This window comes from Amycolatopsis coloradensis (genome assembly GCF_001953865.1).
In the GTDB taxonomy this organism is placed as follows: Bacteria; Actinomycetota; Actinomycetes; order Mycobacteriales; family Pseudonocardiaceae; genus Amycolatopsis; species Amycolatopsis coloradensis.
This window is the reverse complement of the sequence record NZ_MQUQ01000002.1, coordinates 82,341-105,070: the sequence shown is the minus strand read 5'-3', so window position 1 is coordinate 105,070 and position 22,730 is coordinate 82,341. Positions and strand designations below refer to the sequence as shown.

Genomic DNA, 22,730 nt, shown 5'->3' with positions numbered 1-22,730 from the left:
ACTTCAGGCCTTGACGGTGAGAGTTTCTTCGAGCGTCGCCCGGTGCGTCGGCTTCGCCTCTTCGTAGCGACGACGGCCTTCGTCGGTAACCACGACGAAGATCCCGCGCCGGTCCGCCTCGCAGAGCGCGCGCTGGACGAGTCCTTCGCGCTCCAGGCGGGCGACGAGTCGTGATGTGGCGCTCTGACTCAGGTGGACGACCTCGGTCAGGTCCGCGGCGCGGCATTTGCCGACGGCGCAGTTCACCAGCCGTTCCAGGGCTTCGAACTCGGTGACACCGAGGCCGTGACGCTCCTGCAGCCGGCATTCGAGCCTGCCGAAGACCGCCGCGTGGCGGGCGGACAGGTTGTGCCACTCCAGCAGCAGGTCTTGCTCGGCGACGTCGCTCACGCGGCCCAATATAGCATGCACGTGAATTTTATGCAAAGTCATTAAATGCTCTTGCATTAGATGCGTGTGCATGTACTGTACTGATCATGAGTTCTTCCGTGCAGCTGTCCACCAGCTCGACCAGGTGGGACGCGCGCCTCTGGGGTGTCCTGCTCACTGTGTCCGTCGTCGTGGGCCTCGACGCGCTCGACGTGTCGATGGTCGCCGTCGCCCTCCCGTCCATCCAGGCCGAACTCGGCCTCTCCACCGGTGCCCTGCAATGGATCATCAGCGCTTACGTGCTCGGCTACGGCGGCCTGCTGCTCCTCGGCGGGCGCACCGCCGACCTGCTCGGCAGGCGACGGGTCTTCCTCATCGCCGTCGCGGTCTTCGCGCTCGCTTCCCTGCTCGGCGGCCTCGTCGACGACGGCGCGCTGCTGATCGCCACCCGCTTCATCAAGGGTCTCGCCGCCGCGTTCACCGCACCGGCCGCCCTGTCCATCATCACCACGACCTTCCACGAAGGCCCCGCCCGCAACCGGGCGATCAGCATCTTCGCCGTGTTCGGTGCCAGTGGTTACTCCGCTGGCCTCGTCTTCTCAGGTCTGCTCACCGAGGTGGGCTGGCGCTGGACGTTCCTGCTGCCGGTGCCGATCGCGCTCGCCGCGCTGGTCGCCGCCGTCAAGCTGATCCCGTCCTATCAGCCGCAGACCGGTGGCGGCTATGACTTCCCCGGCGCGATCACCGGTGCCGCCGGTTCGCTCCTGCTGGTCTTCGCCGTGGTCGAGGCACCGGAGATCGGCTGGGCCGCCCCGCGGACCCTGATCTCGTTCGCCCTCGCGCTCGCCCTGCTCGTCACGTTCGTGTTCATCGAGAAGCGCAGCAAGCACCCGCTGCTGCGGCTCGGCATCCTGCGCTCCGGCCCGCTGGCCCGCGCCAACCTCGGCGGCGCGACGTTCTTCGGTGCCTACATCGGTTTCCAGTTCGTGGTCATGCTGTACCTGCAGACCGTGCTGGGCTGGTCCGCGTTGCAGACCGCGCTCGGGTTCCTGCCCGCCGCGCTGATCGTGGCCTTCGGTTCGCCGAGGATCGAGCCGCTGATCGACCGGCTCGGCACGCCGCGCACGATTCTCGCGGGCGTCGTCGCCCATGTCATCGGATACGCGTTGTTCCTGCGGATCGACGAGAGTTCCAGCTACGCGGGTTCGGTGCTGCCGAGCATGATCCTGCTGGGTATCGGCTTCATGCTGGCGTTCTCCTCACTGAACATCCAGGCGACCAACGGCATCTCCGACGACGAGCAGGGCCTCGCCGGCGGTCTGCTGAACACGTCGATCCAGGTCGGCGGCGCGATCGGCCTCGCCGTGGTGACCGCGGTCCTGACCGGCAACGCGGGTGGCGCCACCGGCCCGGCCGCGCTGCTGAACGGCTTGGCGCCCGCGCTGACCGTCGTCACCGGCATCGCCGTGATCAGTGTCCTGGTGGCGCTGTCCGGAGTGGTCGGCCTGCGCAAGGCCGAAGCCCGCTCCACCGTCGCCGAACCGGAGTTCGCCGCGGCCGAATGACCAGGGGGGTGTCGGGCCCCTTCCCGCGCTCGGGGGCGGGAAGGGGCTCATCCCTGCCAGTGGATCGGCAGGGACTTCAGCCCGTTCTGGAAGTTCGACCGCAGCCGCACCGGCTCCCCGGCGAGTTCGACCTCGCCGAGCAGGTCGAGGACCGCTTCGAACATCGCCCGCAGCTGCACCCTGGCGAGCTGGGCGCCGAGACAGAAATGCGGGCCGTGCCCAAAAGTCAGGTGGTCGTTGGGCGTACGGCCGATGTCGAAGCGGTCCGGGTCCTCGAACACGGACTCGTCGCGGTTCGCCGCCGAGAACCAGACGACGACCTTGTCGCCAGCCCGGATGTCCACATCGGACAGAACGACGTCCTCGGTCGCGGTCCGGCGAAAGTGCATGACCGGCGTCCACCAGCGCAGCATCTCTTCCACCGCACTCCGAAGCAGTGATCGGTCGGCCAGCAGCCGCCGGTACTGATCCGGATGCGACAGCAGCGCCAGCAGTCCACCGGGGATGCCGTTGCGCAGCGTTTCGTTGCCCGCCACGGAAAACAGCCAGAACAGGTTCTCGAACTCCACGATCGAGACCCGCCCGTCCACGTCGTCGACGTGTCCCATCAGGTTGCTCATCACGTCGTCCCCGGGATTCTCCCGTTTGTACTCGCCGAGCGCGGTGGCGTACGCGTAGAGATCCGGCATCCCGGCACGCGTGCGCGGATCGGGCATCGCGCCGTCCGGTCCCGGAACCGGCCGCACGGCCAGCGCCGCCCGCGCGAGATCGGTGACCTCGTCCGCCTCGACGGTCGCGCTCACCGCGTAGTCGGCGTCCTGGTAGCCGATCACGCGATTGCTCCAGTCGTACATCAGCCGCCGGTCCTGTTCGGGAATCCCGAAGACCTCGGCGAGCGTCAGCAGCGGGAGATCGGCGGCGACGGCGGCGAAGTCGCATCGGCCGTCCGCCGCGACCTCGGTGATCAGATCCCTTGCCCAGCCGTGGATCCGCTCGGTCAGCCCGCCGACGGCGCGCGGCGTGAACGCCTTGGTGAGCAGGCCGCGCAGCCGGGCGTGCTCGGGCGGATCCATGTTGAGCATCATCCGGCGGACGTAACCGAGATCCTGCTCGGTGGCCGGGTCCCGGATCTGCGTCCCGCCGAGGCGCGACGAGAACAGCTTCGGGTTCTTCAGCACGTGCTTGACGTCCGAATGGCCCAGCACGGCCCAAAAATCGTCCATCCGCACGACCGGCGACTCCCGGCGCAGCGCCGCGAGACGTTCATACGGCACTCCCCGGGTGAACGTGTCCGGATCGGTGATCACGGCTCCGAACACTAGCCCGGGGACGGGGGACTGGGGAAAGATCCGTCCGGTGGAAACACTGAAGATGCGCACCGCCGGAACCGAAGGCCCCGTCGTGGTGCTGCTGCACGGCCTCGGCGCGACGGGCGCGGTCTGGGACGGCCTCATGGCGGAGCCGGGATATCGCTGGCTGGCGCCCGACCTGCCGGGACACGGGGGATCGGGCCGGTTGCCGCACTACTCGTTCGGCGGTCTGGCGGCGGCGGTCGCCGAAGCGCTCCCGGAACGCGGGCCGGTGCTGGTGATCGGTCATTCCCTGGGCGGCGTGGTCGGGCTGGCGCTGGCCAGCGGCTGGTTCGGGGTGAAGGTCGCCGGGCTGTTCACGGTCGGCGTCAAGGTCGAATGGAGCGAGGACGACCTCGCGAGGGCGGCCGCCATGGCGGCCAAGCCGCCGAGGGTCTTCCCGACCCGTGAGGACGCCGAACGCGGCTTCCTCAAGATCGCCGGTCTGGTCGGGATCGCCGACGCGGATCCCGACGGCGTGGCCGAAACCGAAGGCGGCTGGCGGCTGGCGCTGGACCCCCGCGCGTTCGGCGTCGGCGCGCCCGACATGCGCGGTCTGCTCGGTGCCGCGCGCTGCCCCGTCGTCCTCGCGGCCGGGGAACACGACCCCATGAGCCGCCCCGAACAGCTTCGCGCCCTCAGCCCGCACACGGCCGTACTCCGGGGACTCGGCCACAACGCCCACGTCGAAGACCCGTCCTCGCTCCTGCCCTTCCCCCGGCAATTCGTCCTCTAGTTGCGGTAGTTCGACGCCGAACCACCGCAACTAGAGGACGAAACGCGGGTGGTGTCAGGGCCGAAGGCGGCCGAGGGTCGCGATGCCTTCGGCGATGTCGGTCGCCGGGCTGGCTCCATAGCCGAGGACGAGTCCCGGCTTCATCGGCCGCTGGCAGTGCCACGACAGCGGCTGCACCTTCACGCCCTGCTCCAGCGCGGCGGCGGCGAAGTCGAGGTCGGAGAACTCGGCGTCGAAGGTGATCGTCAGATGCAGCCCGGCGGCGGCGCCGTGCACCACGGCGCCCGGGAGATGCGCCCGGAGCGCGTCGATCATCGCGTCCCGCCGGCGGCGGTGCCGTTTGCGGACGAACCGCAGTTGCCGCTCCATCTCGCCGGATTCCATGAGATGCGCGAGCACCAGCTGCGGGAGGACGGCGTTGCCGAGGTCGGCGAACCGTTTGGCCGCGACCACCTCGTCCCGGTACCGCGGCGGCACCAGCATCCAGCCCACCCGCAGCGCGGGCGCGAGCCATTTCGACACGCTGCCCGCGTAGCAGACCTGTTCGGCGAGCATCGAGCGCAGCGCGGGGACCGGCGGACGGTCGTAGCGGTGCTCGGCGTCGTAGTCGTCCTCGATGATCAGTCCGCCGTCCGCGGCCCAGCGCATCAGTTCGCGACGGCGTTCCCCGCCGAGGACGACGCCGGTCGGGAACTGGTGCGCGGGCGTCAGCAGGACGGCGGGCGCGCCGCTGCGAACCAGCTCGTCGACGTCGATGCCTTCGTCGTCGACGCGGATCGGCGGGGTCGCGAGCCGCCGGTCGTGCAGATGCTGCCGCGCGCCCAGCGAACTCGGGTCCTCGACCGCGATCTCGGCGATCCCGTTGTCGCACAGCACCTGGGCCAGCAGCCCGAGGCCCTGCGCGACCCCGGCGACGATCAGGACGTCGTCCGCGTCGGCGGTGATGCCGCGAGTACGCGCGATCCAGTGCGCGATCGCCAGCCGCAGCGCGGGCGCTCCCCGCGGGTCGCCGTAGCCGAACGCCGCCGCCGAAAGGTCGTTGAGCACGGTGCGCTCGGCGCGGAGCCACGCCGTCCTCGGGAAGGCCGTCAGATCCGGCACGCCGGGGGACAGGTCGATCTTCGCCGGGGTCGACCGCAGCGAGTCGAAGACGCCGATCCCGGGTGCGGGCTGGAAGATCGTGCCCGCGGACGGCGGCCCAGGCGCCGTCTGTTCCTTCGTCCTCGCCGGTGCTGCGACGACCACCGTGCCCGCGCGGCCGCGTCCGGCGACGTGGCCGTCCTCGACCAGCCGCTGGTAGGCCTCGGTGACCACGCCGCGGGAGACCTGGAGATCCGCCGCCAGCGCCCTGGTCGCGGGCAGCCTGCTGCCGACCGGCAGGCGGCCGTCGGAGATGGCGTGCCGCAACCGCGACGCCAGCCAGTCCGATCGGCGCCCCGGTGGTGCGTCCCCGATGTCCAGCTGCAGGAAGTCCGAGCCCTCGGCAGTCACCCGATCATTGTGTCATTCGGGTTCGTAGGCGAGGTTCGGCCGCAGCCATTGCTCCATAGTGGACAGTTCGAGACCGCGACGGGCGGCGTAGTCCTCGACCTGGTCCTTACCGAGCCGTCCGACGGTGAAGTACTTCGAGTCGGGGTGGGCGAAGATCAGCCCGGACACGCTCGCCGCGGGCGACATCGCGAACGACTCCGTCAGCGTCATACCGAGCTTGTCGGAGTCGAGCAGGTCGAACAGCTCCTGCTTCTCGCTGTGGTCCGGGCTGGCCGGATAGCCGAGCGCCGGGCGGATACCGCGGAACCTTTCGGCGTGCAGGTCTTCCAGCTTCGGGTCGGCGTCCGGCTCGAACCATTCCCGTCGTGCCTTCAGGTGGATGTACTCGGCGAACGCCTCTGCGAGCCTGTCCGCGAGCGCCTTCACCATGATGGCGCGGTAGTCGTCCTGCTTCGCCTCGAACTCGGCGGCGAAGTCCTCGGCACCGAGGATGGTGACCGCGAACCCGCCGAGGTGGTCGCCCGCCCCGGCCGGCGCGATGTAGTCGGACAGGCAGCGGTTCGGCCGCTCCAGCGGTTTCTTGGTCTGCTGGCGCAGCATCGGGAACTTGACGCCCGACTCCAGGATGATGTCGTCGCCCTCGGAGTGCGCGGGCCAGAACGCGTACGCGCCCTTCGCCTGGAACCGCTCCTCGGCGATGATCTGGTCCATCAGGGTATTCGCGTCGTCGAACAGCTCCTGCGCGACCGGATTCGAGAGAATCGCCGGGTACTTGCCCTTCAGCTCCCATGCCAGGAACAGGAAGGTCCAGTCGACCATCTCGCGCAGTTCGGTGAGCGTCGGCGAGAGGTACCGGACGCCGGTGAACTCGGGGGTCGGGATGTCGTCGAAGGACACCTTCTCCGGGTTCGCCCTGGCCTGCTCGACCGTCAGCAGCGGGGTGCGCTGCTTGGTGGCGTGCTGCTCACGCAGCTTCTCCTGGTCGGCCCGGTTGTTCTTGTCGAGGATGTCGGCGCGGTCCGCGTCGAGCAGATCACCGACGACGCCGACGACGCGGGAGGCGTCGAGGACGTGCACGGTCGTGTTCTCGTACGCGGGCGCGATGCGGACCGCGGTGTGCTGGCGTGACGTGGTCGCGCCGCCGATCAGCAGCGGCAGTTTCAGCCCGCGCCGCTCCATTTCGGTGGCGACGTTGACCATTTCGTCCAGCGACGGCGTGATCAGGCCGGACAGCCCGACGACGTCGGCGCCCTCGGAGACGGCGGTGTCCAGGATGACCGAGGCCTGGACCATCACGCCGAGGTCGATCACCTCGTAGTTGTTGCAGCCGAGGACGACGCCGACGATGTTCTTGCCGATGTCATGCACGTCGCCCTTGACCGTCGCCAGGACGACCTTTCCGTTGCCCTGGCGGGTTTCGACGCGGCCTTCGAGACGCGCCTTCTCCTTCTCGGCCTCCATGAACGGTTCGAGGTAGGCCACCGACCGCTTCATCACCCGCGCGCTCTTGACCACCTGCGGCAGGAACATCTTCCCGGATCCGAACAGGTCGCCGACGATCTTCATGCCGTCCATCAGGGGACCCTCGATGACTTCGAGCGGCCTCGGCAGTTTCTGCCGGGCTTCCTCGGTGTCCTCTTCGATGTAGTCGACGATGCCGTGCACCAGCGCGTGGCTGAGCCGCTCCTCGACCGTCCCTTCACGCCAGGACAGGTCGATGACGCGCTGCGTTCCCTTGCCGTTGACCGTTTCCGCGAAGGTGACCAGCCGGTCGGTGGCGTCCTCGCGGCGGTCGAAGAGCACGTCCTCGACCAGTTCCAGCAGATCCTTGGGGATGTCCTCGTAGACCGCGAGCTGCCCGGCGTTGACGATGCCCATGTCCAGCCCCGCGCGCACCGCGTACAGCAGGAAGGCCGAGTGCATCGCCTCGCGCACGACGTTGTTGCCGCGGAAGGAGAACGAGAGGTTCGAGATACCGCCGCTGATACGCACGCCGGGACAGCGTTCCTTGATCCGCGGCAGCGCGTCGATGAACGCCTTGGCGTACCCGTTGTGCTCGGAGATACCGGTCGCGACGGCGAGCACGTTCGGGTCGAAGATGATGTCCTCGGCGACGAAACCGGCCTTCCGCGTCAGCAGGTCGTAGGCGCGGCCACAGATGGCGACCTTGCGGTCGGCGGTGTCGGCCTGGCCCTGCTCGTCGAAGGCCATCACGACCACGCCCGCGCCGTAGTCGCGGATGCGCCGGGCCTGCTCGAGGAACTGTTCCTCGCCTTCCTTGAGGCTGATGGAGTTGACGACTCCCTTGCCCTGCACGCACTTCAGCCCGGCTTCGAGGACCGTCCAGCGCGAGCTGTCGATCATGATCGGCAGCCGGGCGACCTCGGGTTCGGTGGCGATGAGGTTGAGGAAGGTGGTCATCGCCTCTTCGCTGTCGAGCAGGTCGGCGTCCATGTTGACGTCCAGCAGGTTCGCCCCGCCGCGGACCTGCTCCAGCGCGACGTCGACGGCGGCCTGGTGGTCGTCGGCCTCGATCAGCTTGCGGAACTTGGCGGATCCGGTGACGTTGGTCCGCTCGCCGATCATGACGAACCCGGTGTCCTTGCCGATCTCGAACGGCTCGAGCCCGCTGAACCGGGTGCTCGCCTTCGGAGCCGGTACCTGCCGCGGCTCCATCCCGCGGACGGCGTCGGCGATCTCCTTGATGTGCGCGGGTGTCGTGCCGCAGCAGCCGCCGACGACGTTGACCATCCCGGAGGTGGCGAAGTCGCCGAGCAGTCCGCCGGTCTCCTCGGGCGTCTGGTCGTACCCGCCGAACGCGTTCGGGAGGCCGGCGTTGGGGTGACAGGCCGTGTAAGTGCCCGCGAGGCGGGACAGTTCGGCGATGTGCGGGCGCATTTCCTCGGCGCCGAGCGAACAGTTGACCCCGACCAGCAGTGGGTCCGCGTGCTCGATGGAACTCCAGAACGCCTCGACCGTCTGCCCGGACAGCGTCCGGCCGCTCAGGTCGACGATCGTGACCGAGATCCACAGCGGCAGATGCGGCGCGACGTCGCGGGCGGCGGAGATCGCGGCCTTGCAGTTGAGGGTGTCGAAGATCGTCTCGATCAGCAGCAGGTCGACGCCGCCCTCGGCGAGCGCCTTGATCTGGTCCGCGTACGCCGCGTAGACCTCGTCGAAGGTCACCGCGCGGAACGCCGGGTCATCGACCTTGGGCGACAGCGACAACGTGACGTTCAGCGGCCCGACCGACCCGGCGACGAACTTCCCGCCGGCGGCGTCCGCCGCCTCGCGCGCGATCTGAGCGCCGCGGAGGTTCATCTCGTACGCGAGATCCTCGAGCCCGTAGTCCGCCTGGCCGATGGTGGTGGCGGTGAAGGTGTTCGTCGTCGTGATGTCCGCGCCGGCGTCGAGGTACTGGCGGTGGATGTCACGCACGACGTCCGGCCTGGTGATGTTCAGCAGGTCGGGGTCGCCGGTGATGTCGCGGGGGTGATCCTGGAACCGCTCGGTGCGGTAGTCCTCTGGCTTGAGGCCGGCGTTCTGGAGCATCGACCCCCAAGCGCCGTCGAGCACGACTATGCGCTCATCCAGCAGCTTTCGAAGGGTGGTCGTTTCCATCCAGAGCTCCTCCCATGTCGTGGGAGGCGCCCTTGCGGTGAGGTACGGGGCCGAGCGTGGCGGACCCCGTGGTCCGTTGCAGCGCCTCTCGACCTTCGGTGAGCTTACCGGACACACACAAGGGGACTTCGCCTGAATTGCTCAGCCGCTGGCCAGAGCGCGTGGGGGCTCCCGCACTGTGGGATCGGTGCAGGGGAATCGGTGCAGGGGGCCTGTTCCGATCGCCCTCAGAACCCGACGGTCGCCTTCTGGATCTTCACCGGCTTCGCGGGCAGCCCGTCGGCCGGGCCGTTCGGATCCGTCGGGATGATGCCGTTCGCGACGATCCTGTCCAGCACCTCCATACCCCGCACGACCTTGCCCATCACCGAATAGTTCTTCGGGATGTTCGCGAACGAGTGCACGATGAAGAACTCGCTGCCGTTGGTGCCGGGACCCTGGTTGCCCATGGCGATGGTGCCGCGTTCGTAGGTCTCGGTGCCGTCGACCTCGTCCGCGAACTTGTAGCCGGGACCGCCCTTCTCGGCTTCGTAGATGTCGCCGCATTGAAGGACGCCGAGGCGCGAGGTGTTCGTCAGGCGCCAGCACTGGCTGTGGTCGTAGAACCGCTGCAGGGCCAGGCTGGCCAGGTTGTGCGCGGCGCACGGGGCGGCGCCCGCGCGGTTCAGGCGCACGGTCACGGGGCCGTGGTTGAAGCGGAACGTGACGTCGATGGTGCCGCGGGTCAGCGCGAAGGGCAGCGGACGCAGCACCGGCCGGGCGGCGGGGTTGTCCGGTGTCGGCGTGAACTCGCAGCGCACGATCGGCAGGGAGGCCGAAGTGGCGGGTGCGGCCGAGGCGACCCCCGGCAGCAGGACGGCGGCGAGAGCGGAGACGACGGCGGTGACACCCCAGCGCGGCTTCATGAGGGGGAACCTAACTCAAATGGGTGGTCGTCGGGTAGCGGTTCACGCGGGTCGCGCCTGGTGAGTGCCCAGGGCCGTTAGAACATTCACATGCTGAGTACGACTCTCGCGATCACTCTCCTGCTCGTCCCGCCCATCGAGATCCGCCCCGACCAGGTCGACCACGTCGCCCTGCCCTGCGTCCAGGCCGGAGCGTCGGCCGCCGACGCGGAATCCGCCAAAGTCCTCAACCAGCGACTCGCCACCAAGATGCGCCGCTACATGAACCCGTACAACACGTCGTGCGCCAGAGCGGTCGTCGGAACCGTCAGGAAGTCGGGCCTCGACGAACGCGCGGCGGCCATCGCGATCGCCACGGTGATCGTCGAGTCGAGCATCGCCAACCTCGACGGCGGACTCGGTGACTCCGTCGGGCTCTTCCAGCAGCGCGCCAGCTGGGGATCCTTCGCGCAGCGGACCGACCCGGTCTGGGCGACCGGGAAGTTCCTCGCCGTCATGCGGCAGTTCTATCCGAAGGACGCGTGGAAGAACGCCGCCATCGGGGACGTCGCCGCGGCGGTCCAGCGGCCGGCGGCGAAATACCGGCATCGCTACGGGGTCGAGGCAGGCGACGCGGTCAAGATCGTCAGCGAACTGTGGGCCAAGGGCGGCAAATGACCCCTGCCCTCGACAGAGGACAGGGGTCACTGAAGCCGTGCAGGAACTATTTGCGCCAGGCCGTGCGCTGTTTGCGGATGTCCGTCACGAGACCGAACACCAGCGCGAGCGACAGGCCGATCAGCCACAGGTTCTCGGTCCAGCCGTGGTGGTTGCCGTACAGCATCACCAGCAGGATGATCGCGCTCAGCCAGCCCGCGATCCGCGTCGCCTTCGGGAAGGAGCCGTGCCAGCCCCATTCGGCCGACGGCTCGTCACGGGGATCGACGGTGTCGACGCCCACCCGGCCACGCTTTTCGACCGCCTTGCTCGCCACGATCAACTCCTCAAGACCCGGTGGTTCACTTGCCGGCGAATGATCCCACACCTGGCTGCACGCGCCGGATGGGGCCCAAGCGACAATGAGCCCCGATGACTACCTCGCGAAGTGTGCTCGTGCTCGGTTCGACCGGCTCGGTCGGCGCCCAGGCCCTCGACGTCGCGGCCCGTAACCCGGACCTGTTCCGGGTCGCCGGGATCGCCGCGGGCGGCTCCGACCCCGTGGCGCTGGCCGCGCAGGCCCTGGCGCACCAGGTCGACGCCGTCGCCATCAGCAGGCCGACGGCCGTGGAAGACCTGCAGCTCGCGCTGTACGCCGAGGCGCAGAAGCGCGGCTACTCCAGCGGCGACTTCAAGCTCCCGCGCATCTTCGCCGGGGCCGACGCGGTCGTCGAGATGATCGACACCACCCCGGTCGACGTCGTCCTCAACGCGCTCCCCGGCTCCCAGGGGCTCCCGCCGACGCTGCGCGCGCTGGCCACCGGCGCCACACTCGCCCTCGCGAACAAGGAGTCGCTGATCGCGGGCGGGCCGCTCGTGCTGGCCGCGGCCAAGCCCGGCCAGCTCGTCCCGGTCGACTCCGAACACTCCGCGATCGCCCAGGCCCTGCGCGCCGGCCGGGAGACCGAGGTCGCGAGGCTCGTCCTGACGGCGTCGGGCGGCCCGTTCCGCGGTCGCAGGCGCGAAGAACTGGCCGACGTCACCGTCGAGCAGGCGATGGCGCATCCGACCTGGTCGATGGGCCCGCTCATCACGATCAACTCGTCCACCTTGGTCAACAAGGGACTGGAGCTGATCGAGGCGAAGCTGCTGTTCGACATCGAGACCGACCGCATCGACGTGGTGGTCCACCCGCAGTCGATCATCCACTCGATGGTGACGTTCGTGGACGGCTCGACGATCGCCCAGGCCAGCCCGCCCGACATGCGGCTGCCGATCGCGCTGGCCCTGCACTGGCCGGACCGTGTTCCCGGCGCCGCGGCCGCGTGCGTCTGGGACAAGCCCGCGAGCTGGACCTTCGAACCGCTGGACAACGACGCCTTCCCCGCTGTCGAGCTGGCCAGGCACGCCGGAACCGTGGGCGGCTGCGTCCCGGCGGTCTACAACGCCGCGAACGAGGAATTGGTCGCCGCTTTCCTGGCACAGAACACCGGCTTCACCTCGATTGTGGACACTATTGCCCAGGTGGTGGAAGCCGCCGACGAGTGGCGTCGCGAACCTCGCGACGTTGACGACGTACTTGCTGCCGAGCGCTGGGCTCGCGCGCGTGCCGGTGCGCTGATCGGTAAGGGGAAGTAGCGCGTGGTCTTCATTCTCGGGATCGTGCTGTTCGCGCTGGGCATCTGCCTGTCCGTCGCACTGCACGAGGCCGGTCACATGTGGGCGGCCAAGGCCTTCGGCATGAAGGTCCGGCGCTACTTCATCGGCTTCGGGCCGACGATCTTCTCCTTCCGCCGCGGCGAGACCGAGTACGGCTTGAAGTGGATCCCGCTCGGCGGGTTCTGCGACATCGCGGGGATGACCGCGCTCGACGAGGTCACGCCGGAGGAATCGAAGCGCGCGATGTGGCGCTTCAAGACCTGGAAACGCACCGTCGTCATGTCGGCGGGCTCGGCGATGCACTTCATCCTCGGTTTCATCATTCTCTATTTGATGGCCGTCACCATGGGCCTGCCGAACCCCGCCGCGCAGGCCGCCCCCGCCGAGGCCGTGATCAGCGCCACGTCGTGCGCCCGCGCGGCCACCACCGTGGAGCAGCTGAACGACACGGCCTGCCCGCCCGACGCCCCGACCCCCGCGAAGACCGCCGGCCTCCAGGCGGGCGACAAGGTCGTCTCCGTCGCGGGCAAGCCGATCAAGAGCTGGCGCGAGATGCTCGCGGCCGTCCAGGTCGCCAACGGCCCGACGCCGTTCGTGGTCGAGCGGAACGGGCAACGGCTGAACCTGACCGTCGACGTGCCACGGGTGCAACGGCTGGTCGCCGACGGTTCCAACAACACCACGGTCAAGGACGTCGGCATGATCGGCGCCTCGCCGATCCAGAACACCGCGCCGCCGATGCTGAGCTACGGCCCCGTCGACGCGGTCGGGGCGACGTTCTCCTTCACCGGCACGATGTTTTCCGAGACCGCCAAACGGCTGATCGAGTTCCCGTCGCGGATCCCCGCGGTGGTGGATTCCATCTTCGGCGGCGAGCGCGACCCGAACACCCCGGTCAGCGTGGTCGGCGCCAGCCGCATCGGCGGTGAGGCCGCCGAGCGTGGTCTGTGGGAGATCTTCGTCCTCCTGCTGGCGAGCCTGAACTTCTTCATCGGCGTGTTCAACCTGCTGCCGCTGCTCCCGCTCGACGGCGGGCACATCGCGGTCGTCTGGTACGAGCGGGTCCGGGACTGGTTCCGGAAAATGCGGGGCAAGGCGGCGGGTGGCCCGGTCGACTACACGAAGCTTTCCGCGATCACGATGGTGCTCGTCTTCATCGGCGGCGCGGTGACTCTGCTCACTGTCACCGCCGACATCGTGAACCCGGTCAAGCTGTTCCAGTGACGGGGAGCCCCGATTACGGAGCGCGCTGTCAGCGTCGTTGGGCTGCCCAGGTAATGCTGCTCACCGTGACGGCTGACGTCGTGTATGTCCGCCGATCGGGGTAGGTACGCTTGAAGGCGTGACTGTCGCTCTTGGTATGCCAGCGCTTCCTCCTCCCGTCCTCTCCGAGCGTCGCAAGACCCGACAGCTGCAGGTCGGGCCGGTCGGCGTCGGGAGCGAGCACCCGATTTCGGTGCAGTCGATGACCACCACCCTCACCTCCGACGTCAACGCGACCCTGCAGCAGATCGCCGAACTGACCGCTGCGGGCTGTGACATCGTGCGGGTCGCGTGCCCGTCCGCGGACGACGCCGAAGCGCTGCCCGCGATCGCCAGGAAGTCGCAGATCCCGGTGATCGCCGACATCCACTTCCAGCCCAAGTACGTCTTCGCCGCGATCGAGGCGGGCTGTGCGGCCGTCCGGGTGAACCCGGGCAACATCCGCAAGTTCGACGACCAGGTCAAGGAGATCGCGCGGGCCGCGAAGGACCACGGCACCCCGATCCGGATCGGCGTCAACGCGGGTTCGCTGGACAAGCGGATCATGGACAAGTACGGCAAGGCGACCCCGGAGGCGCTGGCCGAGTCCGCGCTGTGGGAGGCGTCGCTGTTCGCCGAGCACGACTTCTACGACGTCAAGATCTCCGTGAAGCACAACGACCCGGTGGTCATGGTGCGCGCGTACGAGATCCTCGCCGAGCAGTGCGACTATCCGCTGCACCTCGGCGTCACCGAGGCGGGACCGGCGTTCCAGGGCACCATCAAGTCGGCCGTGGCGTTCGGCGCGCTGCTGCGGCAGGGCATCGGTGACACCATCCGCGTTTCGCTGTCGGCGCCGCCGGTGGAAGAGGTCAAGGTCGGGATCCAGATCCTGCAGTCGCTCAACCTCAAAGAGCGCAAGCTTGAAATCGTCTCCTGCCCGTCCTGCGGCCGCGCACAGGTCGACGTCTACACCCTCGCCGAGCAGGTGACCGCCGGGCTCGAGGGTATGGAGGTCCCGCTGCGCGTCGCGGTCATGGGCTGCGTCGTCAACGGTCCGGGCGAGGCACGCGAGGCCGACCTCGGCGTCGCTTCGGGCAACGGCAAGGGCCAGATCTTCGTCAAGGGCGAGGTCATCAAGACCGTCCCCGAACACGCGATCGTCGAGACGCTGATCGAAGAGGCCATGCGGATCGCCGAGGAGTCGGGCCAGACAATCGGCGAGGGAGAGCCCACCGTCACGGTCGGCTGACTGGTCGAGACCACGTTATGAACGGTCCGTTCATTACAAAAATCTGTAATGAACGGACCGTTCATAACACTTGGGCCCCCGCCAGCCCAACTTCTCTCAGCGTGTCGTAAAGCGTGCGTTCCGTTTACGCCGTCGATCTGGCACCCTGGAGTGGTGTTGCGGCTCGCAGGTGCACGGCTGCTCGATGATCGGGACTATCCGGCGGTCCGTGCCGCGCTCGCCGCGGACCCGGTCGGCAGCTGCATGGTCAGTGCCAGAGTGGAGACCGCGGGTCTCGACCCCTGGCGGCTCGGTGGTGAGCTTTGGGCCGCCGATTCCCGTCCCGTGCGGGCGGGCAGGCTCCAAGGGCTGTGCTTCTCCGGGCCGAACCTGATTCCCTTGCGCGGCAGCGCCTCCGCCTTGCGTTCGTTCGCCGATCGTGCCCTGCGCCGCCAGCGAAGCTGTTCTTCGCTCGTCGGCCACGCGGAGCAGGTCATCGGACTGTGGGACGAACTCGAGCCCGAATGGGGCCCCGCCCGCGAAGTACGGCACGACCAGCCGCTGATGGCGCTGGACGGGGTCCCGCACGTGGCGGCCGATCCGCTGGTCCGCGCGGTACGCCCGGAGGAACTCGACAGGTACCTTCCGGCCGCGATCGCGATGTTCATCGAAGAGGTCGGCGTCGATCCCCGCAACGGTGACGGCGGCGCCGGGTATCGCGCCCGCGTCGCGGAACTGATCGCGGGCGGACGCGCGTTCGCGCGGTTCGAGGACGGCGAAGTCGTGTTCAAGGCCGAGATCGGCGCGATGTCCTCCACGGTCGGCCAGATCCAAGGTGTGTGGGTGCATCCGGAACGTCGTGGCGGCGGCCTCGGCACCGCCGGGACGGCGTCCGTGGTGACCAGGCTCGTCCGTGGCATGGGCCGCACCGCGAGCCTGTACGTCAACGCCTACAACAGCCCGGCGCTCGCCGCCTATCGCAAGATCGGCTTCCAGCAGGTCGGGCAGTACGCGACGGTTCTCTTCTAGGCCGTGTCGCGTTCGGTCGGAAACCGCCCGGACTGGCAGGATCCGTTGCATGCCAGCAGGTCGTCGTGTCGCCGTCGTCGTGCTCGCGGGGGTGGTCGGCCTTGCGGCCGCCGGTTGCGGACTCTTCGCCGATTCCGGTCCCGGTGACGCCGTCTCGGGTTTCCTCGGCGGGCTCTCCTCCGGCGACGTCGCCGCCGCAGCCTCCTTCACCGATTCGCCGGACGCCGCGCGTGCGTCCTTGGAGATGGCTTGGAAGGCGCTTTCCCCCGAGTCGATCAAGGTCGCGGACACGAAGGTCCGGCACTCGTCCGGCGAGGACAACGGGACGGCGACCTATCAGCTCACCTGGAATCTCCCGCGCGGCCACGTCTGGACGTACAAGGCCGACGCGCAGGTCCATTCCACTCAGGACGGCTGGAAGGTGCGCTGGCTGCCGACGGCGCTCCATCCGCAACTGGCCGTGCAGCAGACCATCTCGCTGAAGTCCGAACCGCCGGACCTCGCGCCGGTGCTCGACCGTGACGGGATGCCGTTGCTGCGCCCGCAAACCGTTGTCGGCGTGGTGCTCGACCCGGCGAAGGCGGGGGACCTGGTGGCGGTCTCCGACAAACTCGGCGCGGTGCTCGGCCGGTTCGACGCCTCGGTGACCGGTCAGTCGATCCGCGACGGGGTGAAGACGCTCAAGCCGGGTGCCGGCTATCCGGTGATCAGCCTGCGCGCGAACGACTACCAGCAGGTGAAACCCGAGATCTACGACCTGCCCGGCGTCCGGTTCGGCCAGCAGGACCGGTTGCTGCCCGACGACAAGAACTTCGGCAAGCAGGTGCTGCCCGCCGTCCGCTCACTCGTGGAGGACCAGGTGGAGGGCTCGGCGGGCTGGCGCGTCGTCACGCTCGACACGGGCGGCGGCGAGATCATCGACCTGTACACCGAACATCCCCAACCGGCTCCGGCGGTCGTCAGCACGCTCAGCGTGAAGGCTCAGGGTTCGGCGGAGCGGGCGCTCGCCTCGCTCCCGACGGCCTCCGCGCTGGTCGCGATCCAGCCGTCGACCGGGGAACTCCTGGCCGTTGGGCAGAACGCCCCGGCCGACACCCAGGGCGCGATCGCGCTCAGCGGCCGGTTCCCGCCGGGCTCCACGTTCAAGATGGCCACCGCCGTCGCGGCGTTGTCCGCGGGCACCGTACAGGCGAGCAGCCCTGTCGACTGCCCCGGCACGGCCACCTTCGAGAACCGGACGGTGCCGAACGAGGGCAAATTCGCCCTCGGCGTCGTCCCGCTGTCGACGGCGTTCGCGAGATCCTGCAACACGACGTTCGCGAAGCTCTCGACCGACCTGCCGCCTGCCGCGCTGACGGACGCCGCGCGTGACCTCGGCGTCGGCGCCGACTTCGTGATCCCGGGACTGACCACGATCACCGGCTCGGTGCCGCCGTCGAACACCGTCGCGCAGCGGGCGGAGAGCGGCTTCGGCCAGGGGACCGTCGTGGCGAGCCCGTTCGGGCTGGCGGTCGCCGCCGCGACGGTCCAGGCGGGGAAGGTCCCGGTGCCGACGCTGGTGCGGGGGATGACCACGACGTCGTCCGGGCTCGGGAAGCCGATCCGGCCGGAGGTGCTCGACGCCGTCCGCGGGATGATGCGCGAGGTCGTCACCGACGGCACGGCGACCCTGCTCAAGCCACTGCCCGACGTCCGGGGCAAGACCGGGACAGCCCAATTCGGCGACGGGACGCGTTCGCACGGCTGGTTCGTCGGTTACACCGGTGACCTGGCCTTCGCGGTGCTGGTCACCGACGGGGGGACGGCCAAACCCGCGGTCGAGGCCGCCCAGCGCTTCCTGACGGGGCTCGGTTAGCGACCAGGTCGTAGGCTGGACTCATGTCCGTTCGTTCCCCCTTGAAGCCCGGCGTCCAGACGCCGAGGCGAGTCGTCCCCGCCAGCATCGCCCGTCCCGAGTACGTCGACCGGCCGGCGCCGAAACGCGACACGGGCAACGGGGTCCGCACGCCCGAGGTGATCGAGGCGATGCGCGTCGCGAGCCGGATCGCGGCGCAGGCGCTCGAGGAAGGTGGCAAGGCCGTCAAACCCGGCGCGACCACCGACGACATCGACAAGGTGATCCACGAGTTCCTGCTGGACAACCACGCGTATCCGTCCACCCTCGGCTACCGCGCTTTCCCGAAGTCGTGCTGCACCTCGCTCAACGAGGTGATCTGCCACGGCATCCCGGACTCGACGGTGATCGAGGACGGCGACATCTGCAACATCGACGTCACCGCGTTCATCGGTGGCGTGCACGGCGACACCAACGCCACGTTCCTCGCGGGTGAAGTCTCCGAGGAGGCGCGGCTGCTGGTCGAGCGCACGCGCGAAGCGACCATGCGCGCGATCAAGGCCGTCCGCCCCGGCAGGCAGCTCAACGTGATCGGCCGCGTCATCGAGGCGTACGCGAAGCGGTTCGGCTACGGCGTCGTGCGGGATTTCACCGGCCACGGCGTCGGGCCGGCTTTCCACACCGCGCCGACCGTCCTGCACTACGAGGAGCCGTCGGTCGACACGGTCATCGAGCAGGGCATGACCTTCACGATCGAGCCGATGATCACCCTCGGCACCATCGACTACGACATCTGGGCCGACGACTGGACCGTCACCACCAAGGACAAGAAGTGGACCGCCCAGTTCGAGCACACCCTCGTGGTGACCGAAGACGGCGCCGAGATCTTGACCCTGCCTTGAGAAACTCGTGAGTGACCGAGAGGGGCTGGCTGGCGGGCAACTTCGGATCGTGGCCGCGTTGATGAAGGACTCGGGACGTGAGTGTCCCGGTTCCTTCATCAACGAGCCCGGCCCCTTCAGCTCTCGTCCCGCTCCACCCTGGCGAGCAGCTCGTCGAGGAAACCGCACGCCTCGGAGGCGGCACGGTCGGCGTCGCCGTCGGCGATGGCCTCGGCGAGACCCTCGTGACCGATCTCCGGCAGGTATTCGCCTCCCGGCGTCACGTTCGACGTCGCGGCCACACTGGCCGTGATCACCTCGGTGAGCCCGCGATACATCTCGGTCAGCAGGGTGTTATGTCCACTTTGGACAACGGCGAAGTGGAATTCCGCGTCGAGACGGGCGAAATCCTCCCAGTGGCGCTCCCGCAGTTCGAGATTGCGGCGTTCCAGCAGCGAGCGCAGCTCGGTGACCTCCTCCTCGGTCCGCGACCGGGCCGCGAGCCGGGCACCCTCGACCTCGAGGATGCGCCGCACCTGCAGCACCTCGCGCAGCTCCGAACCGCACAACCGCCGGATCGCGCCCGAGACCTCGCTCGTCGCCCGCACGTAGGTGCCGTCGCCTTGCCGGACCTCGAGCAGTCCGGTGTGCGCGAGCGCGCGAACGGCTTCCCGGACGGTGTTGCGGCCGACGCCGAGCTGTCCTGCCAACTCCGGCTCGGTCGGTATCCGCTGCCCGATGGGCCATTCTCCCTGCGTGACGGCGTCACGCAGCTGCTCGATGACCTGATCGACCAGGCCGGCACGGCGCGTGGTGGCCAATGGCACAGCGTTGTCCCTTCATCCAATCATCCTATGTATGTGATACTAGCCGACGTGCGTGTCGACTCCCGAGAACCCGTTTCCCCGTTCGACGATCGTCCTGAATTCGAAGGCTCGATCGAGACGGAGTGGCGGCCGGGAGTGATCTCCGGCGGTGTCCTGCTCGGCGTCGCGGTCATCCTGGTCGCCCTCAACCTGCGCCCGGCGATCACCAGCGTCGGCCCGATCCTCGGCGAGATGCGCGACGACCTCGGCGCCACGGCGACCTGGGCCGGCGTGCTCACCACGCTCCCCGGCCTCTGTTTCGCCGCCGCCGGGCTCGCCGCTCCCGCACTGGCCCGCCGGTTCGGTGTCGGCGTGGCCATCGCCTCCGCGCTGTCGGTGCTGGCCGTCGGGCTGGTGCTGCGGGTGATCGACGGGCCGTACGTCGTGCTCGGGGGAACCCTGGTGGCCACGGCGGGAATCGCACTGGCGAACGTGCTGATCCCAGTCGTCATCAAGGACTCCTTCCCGGCGCGTGTTGGCATGATGACCGGCGTCTACACCGCCGCTCTTCAGGGCGGAGGCGCCCTGGGGTCCGCGCTCACCCCTCCCCTGGAGAACGCGTTCGGCGGCTGGCGTCAAGGTCTCGGCGCCTGGTCGGTGCTGGCGGTGCTCGCACTCCTCGTCTGGATTCTCGCAGCCCGCGGTACTGGGCGTGCGCCCGTTGCCGAGGCAGGCAAGCAGGGTAGCGGGCGTTCGCTCCTGCGGAGCCCCCTTGCGTGGATGGTCACCCTTTTCTTCGGCACTCAGGCCTTTTTGGCCTACGTGGTGATGGGCTGGCTGCCGGAAGTGATGATCGACGCCGGAGTAAGCAAGGGTGATTCCGGTCTGCTGCTCGGGCTGATCTCGCTCATCGCCGTTCCGATCAGTCTCGTGGTGGCGCCGATGGCCGCTCGGCACGGCAGTCAGAGCCCGTGGATCGTCGGGCTCGGCGTCTTCGGCTTCGCGGGCATGGTCGGCATGATGGTCGCCCCGGCCGCCTCGCCGCTGCTCTGGTGCGTCCTCATCGGGCTCGGGATGAGCGTCTTCTCGCTCGCGCTGACGGTGATCGCGCTGCGGGCGCGCACCGGCGCGGACACCGCGAGGCTGTCGGGGATGGCGCAGGGCATCGGCTACCTGCTCGCGGCCGTCGGGCCGTTCCTCTTCGGACTGCTTCACGACCTCACCGACGGCTGGACCGTGCCGTGGATCATGATGCTCGTCGTCTTCGCCGCACAGATGACCTTCGGCGCCTTCGCCGGTCGCCGCCGCTTCGTCTGAACGCGTTCAAAAAACTCCTTGACCCCACGCCGGGCGCAGCCATAACCTAAGCGAGTTGAACCTGTTCAAAAACTTGGTTCTGGGGGTCGGCGTGGTGGAAGAAATCGCGTACGGAACGGTTTTGGCCTGCTTCGCCGCGGTGTGCGTCGTCTTGGCGCCGTCGCGGCCCCCGGCCGCGGTTTCGCCGTCGGAGTTCTACCGCGCCGTGGACCTGGTGTGCGTACAGGTGGGGGCGGACAGCACGGCGTTCCAGCGCTACTGGCCGGACCCCGAGGGGGACGTCGCGACGGAGCAGCGCAAGTGGCAGCACTTCGTCGCGACGAGGGTGGACGACGCCAAGGACATCCTCAGGGGAGCGACGGGGGTCCGCACGGTGCCGGGAGAGGCGGCATCGGCGCGTGAGGAGTTCTTGGCGGCAGTCCGCCGGTACGTCGAGGCGGGCGAGCGGTTCTCGGGAGACGGGGCCCGCTCGGCCACCTTGATGGGTGCCTCGGACACCCAGATGAACGCGGTGAGCGAACTCGCGGTGCGGAACGGGGCCCGCAACTGCGGACGCGTCGTCTGACGTCCGGCGAGCCCCAAGGGAACCGCAACTAGAGGACTACTTGCGGCGGAGGTCAGTCCAGCGGCAGGTTCAGCAGCGCGTTCTCGACCAGTTCCGGCATCGCCGGGTGGATCCAGTACTGCCCGCGCGCCATGCTCTTCGCGTCGAGCCCGAAGCTCATCGCCTGGATCAGCGGCTGGATCACCGACGACGCCTGCGGGCCGATGATGTGCGCGCCCAGCAGTTGCCCGGTGGCCGGGTCGGCGAGCAGCTTCGCGAAGCCGGTGGTGTCCTCCATCGCCCAGCCGTAGGCGATACCGGCGTAGTCCTGGTGCGAAGTCACGTACGAAACGCCGCGCTCGCGGGCCTCGCGTTCGGTCAGCCCGACCGAAGCGACCTGCGGCGAGGTGAACACCGCGTGCGGGACGAACCGGTGGTCGGCTTCGATCCGCTCGTCCGGGTGCAGCAGGTTGTGCTGCACGACGCGCTGCTCGTGGTTCGCGACGTGCTTCAGCTCGAAGACCGACGAGAGGTCGCCGAGCGCGTAGATCCCGTCGACCACGGTCTGCTGGTACTCGTCGACCACGACGTGCCCGCGCTCGCCCGTGGTCACGCCGGTGGCGGCGACGTCGAGGAGGTCGGAGTTCGGCGTGCGGCCGGTCGCGACCAGCAGCACGCCGGCCTCGACGGTCTCGGCACCCTCCGCGCCTTCGAGGTCCAGCGCGACACCCGAAGAGGTCTTGCGCGCGCGGACGGTCTTCCGGTCGAGCCGGACGTCGAACCGCTGCCCGGCCAGTTCGGTGAACCTCGCGCTGACGTCGTCGTCCTCGGACCGCAGCAGCGCGCCGGACCGGTTGACCACGGTCACGTTCACCCCGAACGAGGCGAAGACGTGCGCGAACTCTGCCGCGATGTACCCGCCGCCGAGGATCACGATGCTCGCGGGCAGTTCGTCGAGCCGCATCACCGTGTCGGAGGTGTGGTACCCGGTTTCGGCGAGGCCGGGGACGTCCGGGAGCACCGGGCGCCCACCGGCGGCGAGGACGAACCGGTCGGCCGTGATCGTCTCGGCCGGGCGGCCGTCGGGGTAGCTGACCTGGAGTTCCTTGTGCCCGGTGAAGCGGCCTTCGCCCTCGTACACGGTGACGTTCTTGTTGTCCTCGTGCTTGACGCGGTACTCGCGCCCGCCTGCGGCGATCGGGTCGATCCGCCCGAAGATCCGGTCGCGGACGTCGCGCCAGCGGACCCCGGTCAGCTCCTCGTCGACGCCGTATTTCGACGACGACGCGGGGGTGGCCGCGACGTTGGCGGCGTGCACGAACATCTTCGTCGGGATGCAGCCCACGTTCAGGCAGGTGCCGCCGAACGTGCCCTTCTCCACGATCGCCGTGTTCCAGTTCGCGAAACGCGGGTCGAGGATCGAGTTACCCGATCCGGTACCGACGATCACCAGGTCGTAGTGGGGCACGCTGACTTCCTTTGCGGCTGAAGCGGGTGGTTCCGACTCTAGCCAAC

At 68.8% G+C, this 22,730-nt stretch carries 19 protein-coding genes; 11 read left to right on the top strand and 8 right to left on the bottom strand.

Annotated elements, in window-relative coordinates; genetic code table 11:
- Positions 1-3: 3 nt before the first annotated feature.
- Positions 4-390, bottom strand: a complete 387-nt coding sequence (locus BS329_RS02330) for a MarR family winged helix-turn-helix transcriptional regulator (RefSeq protein WP_076155277.1) — start codon at positions 388-390, stop codon at positions 4-6.
- An 86-nt stretch (positions 391-476) separates the two neighbouring features.
- Between BS329_RS02330 and BS329_RS02325 the strand changes: the two genes are divergently transcribed.
- Entirely contained in the window at positions 477-1,934 is a 1,458-nt protein-coding gene (locus BS329_RS02325; protein ID WP_076155275.1) for an MFS transporter, read from the top strand.
- A 47-nt stretch (positions 1,935-1,981) separates the two neighbouring features.
- Here the strand turns inward: BS329_RS02325 and BS329_RS02320 are convergent, their stop codons facing one another.
- Positions 1,982-3,241 carry a cytochrome P450 gene (locus BS329_RS02320; protein WP_076155624.1) on the bottom strand — a complete coding sequence of 420 codons (1,260 nt, stop codon included), beginning with the start codon at positions 3,239-3,241 and terminating at the stop codon, positions 1,982-1,984.
- A 49-nt stretch (positions 3,242-3,290) separates the two neighbouring features.
- Between BS329_RS02320 and BS329_RS02315 the strand changes: the two genes are divergently transcribed.
- Positions 3,291-4,019, top strand: a complete 729-nt coding sequence (locus BS329_RS02315) for an alpha/beta fold hydrolase (protein WP_076155274.1) — start codon at positions 3,291-3,293, stop codon at positions 4,017-4,019.
- A 54-nt stretch (positions 4,020-4,073) separates the two neighbouring features.
- Here the strand turns inward: BS329_RS02315 and pdxR are convergent, their stop codons facing one another.
- From pdxR to BS329_RS02300, 3 genes are all read right to left on the bottom strand, one after another.
- Entirely contained in the window at positions 4,074-5,510 is a 1,437-nt protein-coding gene (gene pdxR / locus BS329_RS02310) for a MocR-like pyridoxine biosynthesis transcription factor PdxR (RefSeq protein WP_076155273.1), read from the bottom strand.
- 12 nt (positions 5,511-5,522) lie between these two features.
- Entirely contained in the window at positions 5,523-9,131 is a 3,609-nt protein-coding gene (gene metH / locus BS329_RS02305) for a methionine synthase (protein ID WP_076155271.1), read from the bottom strand.
- A gap of 227 nt (positions 9,132-9,358) precedes the next feature.
- Positions 9,359-10,036 carry a peptidylprolyl isomerase gene (locus tag BS329_RS02300; RefSeq protein ID WP_076155270.1) on the bottom strand — a complete coding sequence of 226 codons (678 nt, stop codon included), beginning with the start codon at positions 10,034-10,036 and terminating at the stop codon, positions 9,359-9,361.
- Between the two features lie 90 nt (positions 10,037-10,126).
- On the opposite strand from BS329_RS02300, the gene BS329_RS02295 reads away from it, so the two are divergent.
- Positions 10,127-10,693, top strand: coding sequence for a hypothetical protein (locus BS329_RS02295; protein WP_076155268.1), 567 nt, complete (start codon positions 10,127-10,129; stop codon positions 10,691-10,693).
- 46 nt (positions 10,694-10,739) lie between these two features.
- Here BS329_RS02295 and BS329_RS02290 read toward each other — a convergent pair whose 3' ends face one another.
- Positions 10,740-11,009, bottom strand: a complete 270-nt coding sequence (locus tag BS329_RS02290; protein WP_076155622.1) for a DUF2631 domain-containing protein — start codon at positions 11,007-11,009, stop codon at positions 10,740-10,742.
- A 95-nt stretch (positions 11,010-11,104) separates the two neighbouring features.
- Here BS329_RS02290 and dxr point away from each other — a divergent pair, with 95 nt between their 5' ends.
- From dxr to map, 6 genes are all read left to right on the top strand, one after another.
- The gene (gene dxr / locus BS329_RS02285) at positions 11,105-12,310 is read left to right on the top strand and encodes a 1-deoxy-D-xylulose-5-phosphate reductoisomerase (protein WP_076155267.1); all 1,206 of its coding nucleotides are present in this window, start codon (positions 11,105-11,107) and stop codon (positions 12,308-12,310) included.
- Positions 12,311-12,313: 3 nt separating this feature from the next.
- On the top strand, positions 12,314-13,555 hold the full coding sequence (locus BS329_RS02280; protein ID WP_076155266.1) for a M50 family metallopeptidase: 1,242 nt from the start codon (positions 12,314-12,316) through the stop codon (positions 13,553-13,555).
- Between the two features lie 118 nt (positions 13,556-13,673).
- Positions 13,674-14,825 carry a flavodoxin-dependent (E)-4-hydroxy-3-methylbut-2-enyl-diphosphate synthase gene (gene ispG / locus BS329_RS02275; RefSeq protein ID WP_076155264.1) on the top strand — a complete coding sequence of 384 codons (1,152 nt, stop codon included), beginning with the start codon at positions 13,674-13,676 and terminating at the stop codon, positions 14,823-14,825.
- Between the two features lie 153 nt (positions 14,826-14,978).
- Entirely contained in the window at positions 14,979-15,833 is an 855-nt protein-coding gene (locus BS329_RS02270; protein WP_076155620.1) for a GNAT family N-acetyltransferase, read from the top strand.
- Positions 15,834-15,882: 49 nt separating this feature from the next.
- Positions 15,883-17,688 (top strand): penicillin-binding transpeptidase domain-containing protein, encoded by a 1,806-nt coding sequence (locus tag BS329_RS02265; protein ID WP_076155263.1) that lies wholly within the window; start codon positions 15,883-15,885, stop codon positions 17,686-17,688.
- Positions 17,689-17,711: 23 nt separating this feature from the next.
- Positions 17,712-18,569 carry a type I methionyl aminopeptidase gene (gene map, locus BS329_RS02260; protein WP_076155261.1) on the top strand — a complete coding sequence of 286 codons (858 nt, stop codon included), beginning with the start codon at positions 17,712-17,714 and terminating at the stop codon, positions 18,567-18,569.
- 116 nt (positions 18,570-18,685) lie between these two features.
- On the opposite strand, the gene BS329_RS02255 is transcribed toward map, so the two are convergent.
- Positions 18,686-19,375 carry a FadR/GntR family transcriptional regulator gene (locus tag BS329_RS02255; protein WP_076155259.1) on the bottom strand — a complete coding sequence of 230 codons (690 nt, stop codon included), beginning with the start codon at positions 19,373-19,375 and terminating at the stop codon, positions 18,686-18,688.
- A 48-nt stretch (positions 19,376-19,423) separates the two neighbouring features.
- Between BS329_RS02255 and BS329_RS02250 the strand changes: the two genes are divergently transcribed.
- Positions 19,424-20,671, top strand: coding sequence for a CynX/NimT family MFS transporter (locus tag BS329_RS02250; RefSeq protein WP_076155257.1), 1,248 nt, complete (start codon positions 19,424-19,426; stop codon positions 20,669-20,671).
- Positions 20,672-20,726: 55 nt separating this feature from the next.
- Positions 20,727-21,236 carry a hypothetical protein gene (locus BS329_RS02245; RefSeq protein ID WP_244197000.1) on the top strand — a complete coding sequence of 170 codons (510 nt, stop codon included), beginning with the start codon at positions 20,727-20,729 and terminating at the stop codon, positions 21,234-21,236.
- A 52-nt stretch (positions 21,237-21,288) separates the two neighbouring features.
- Here BS329_RS02245 and BS329_RS02240 read toward each other — a convergent pair whose 3' ends face one another.
- Positions 21,289-22,683: a mycothione reductase gene (locus BS329_RS02240; protein WP_076155255.1), complete on the bottom strand. Its 1,395-nt coding sequence runs from the start codon at positions 22,681-22,683 to the stop codon at positions 21,289-21,291.
- Positions 22,684-22,730: the final 47 nt, after the last annotated feature.

Excerpts from the sequence above, each read along its gene's own strand:
- BS329_RS02325 (WP_076155275.1), top strand. The coding sequence starts at position 477 with ATGAGTTCTTCCGTGCAGCTGTCCACCAGCTCGACCAGGTGGGACGCG.
- metH (WP_076155271.1), bottom strand. The coding sequence starts at position 9,131 with ATGGAAACGACCACCCTTCGAAAGCTGCTGGATGAGCGCATAGTCGTG.
- BS329_RS02300 (WP_076155270.1), bottom strand. The coding sequence starts at position 10,036 with ATGAAGCCGCGCTGGGGTGTCACCGCCGTCGTCTCCGCTCTCGCCGCC.
- BS329_RS02295 (WP_076155268.1), top strand. The coding sequence starts at position 10,127 with ATGCTGAGTACGACTCTCGCGATCACTCTCCTGCTCGTCCCGCCCATC.
- dxr (WP_076155267.1), top strand. The coding sequence starts at position 11,105 with ATGACTACCTCGCGAAGTGTGCTCGTGCTCGGTTCGACCGGCTCGGTC.
- BS329_RS02265 (WP_076155263.1), top strand. The coding sequence starts at position 15,883 with ATGCCAGCAGGTCGTCGTGTCGCCGTCGTCGTGCTCGCGGGGGTGGTC.
- map (WP_076155261.1), top strand. The coding sequence starts at position 17,712 with ATGTCCGTTCGTTCCCCCTTGAAGCCCGGCGTCCAGACGCCGAGGCGA.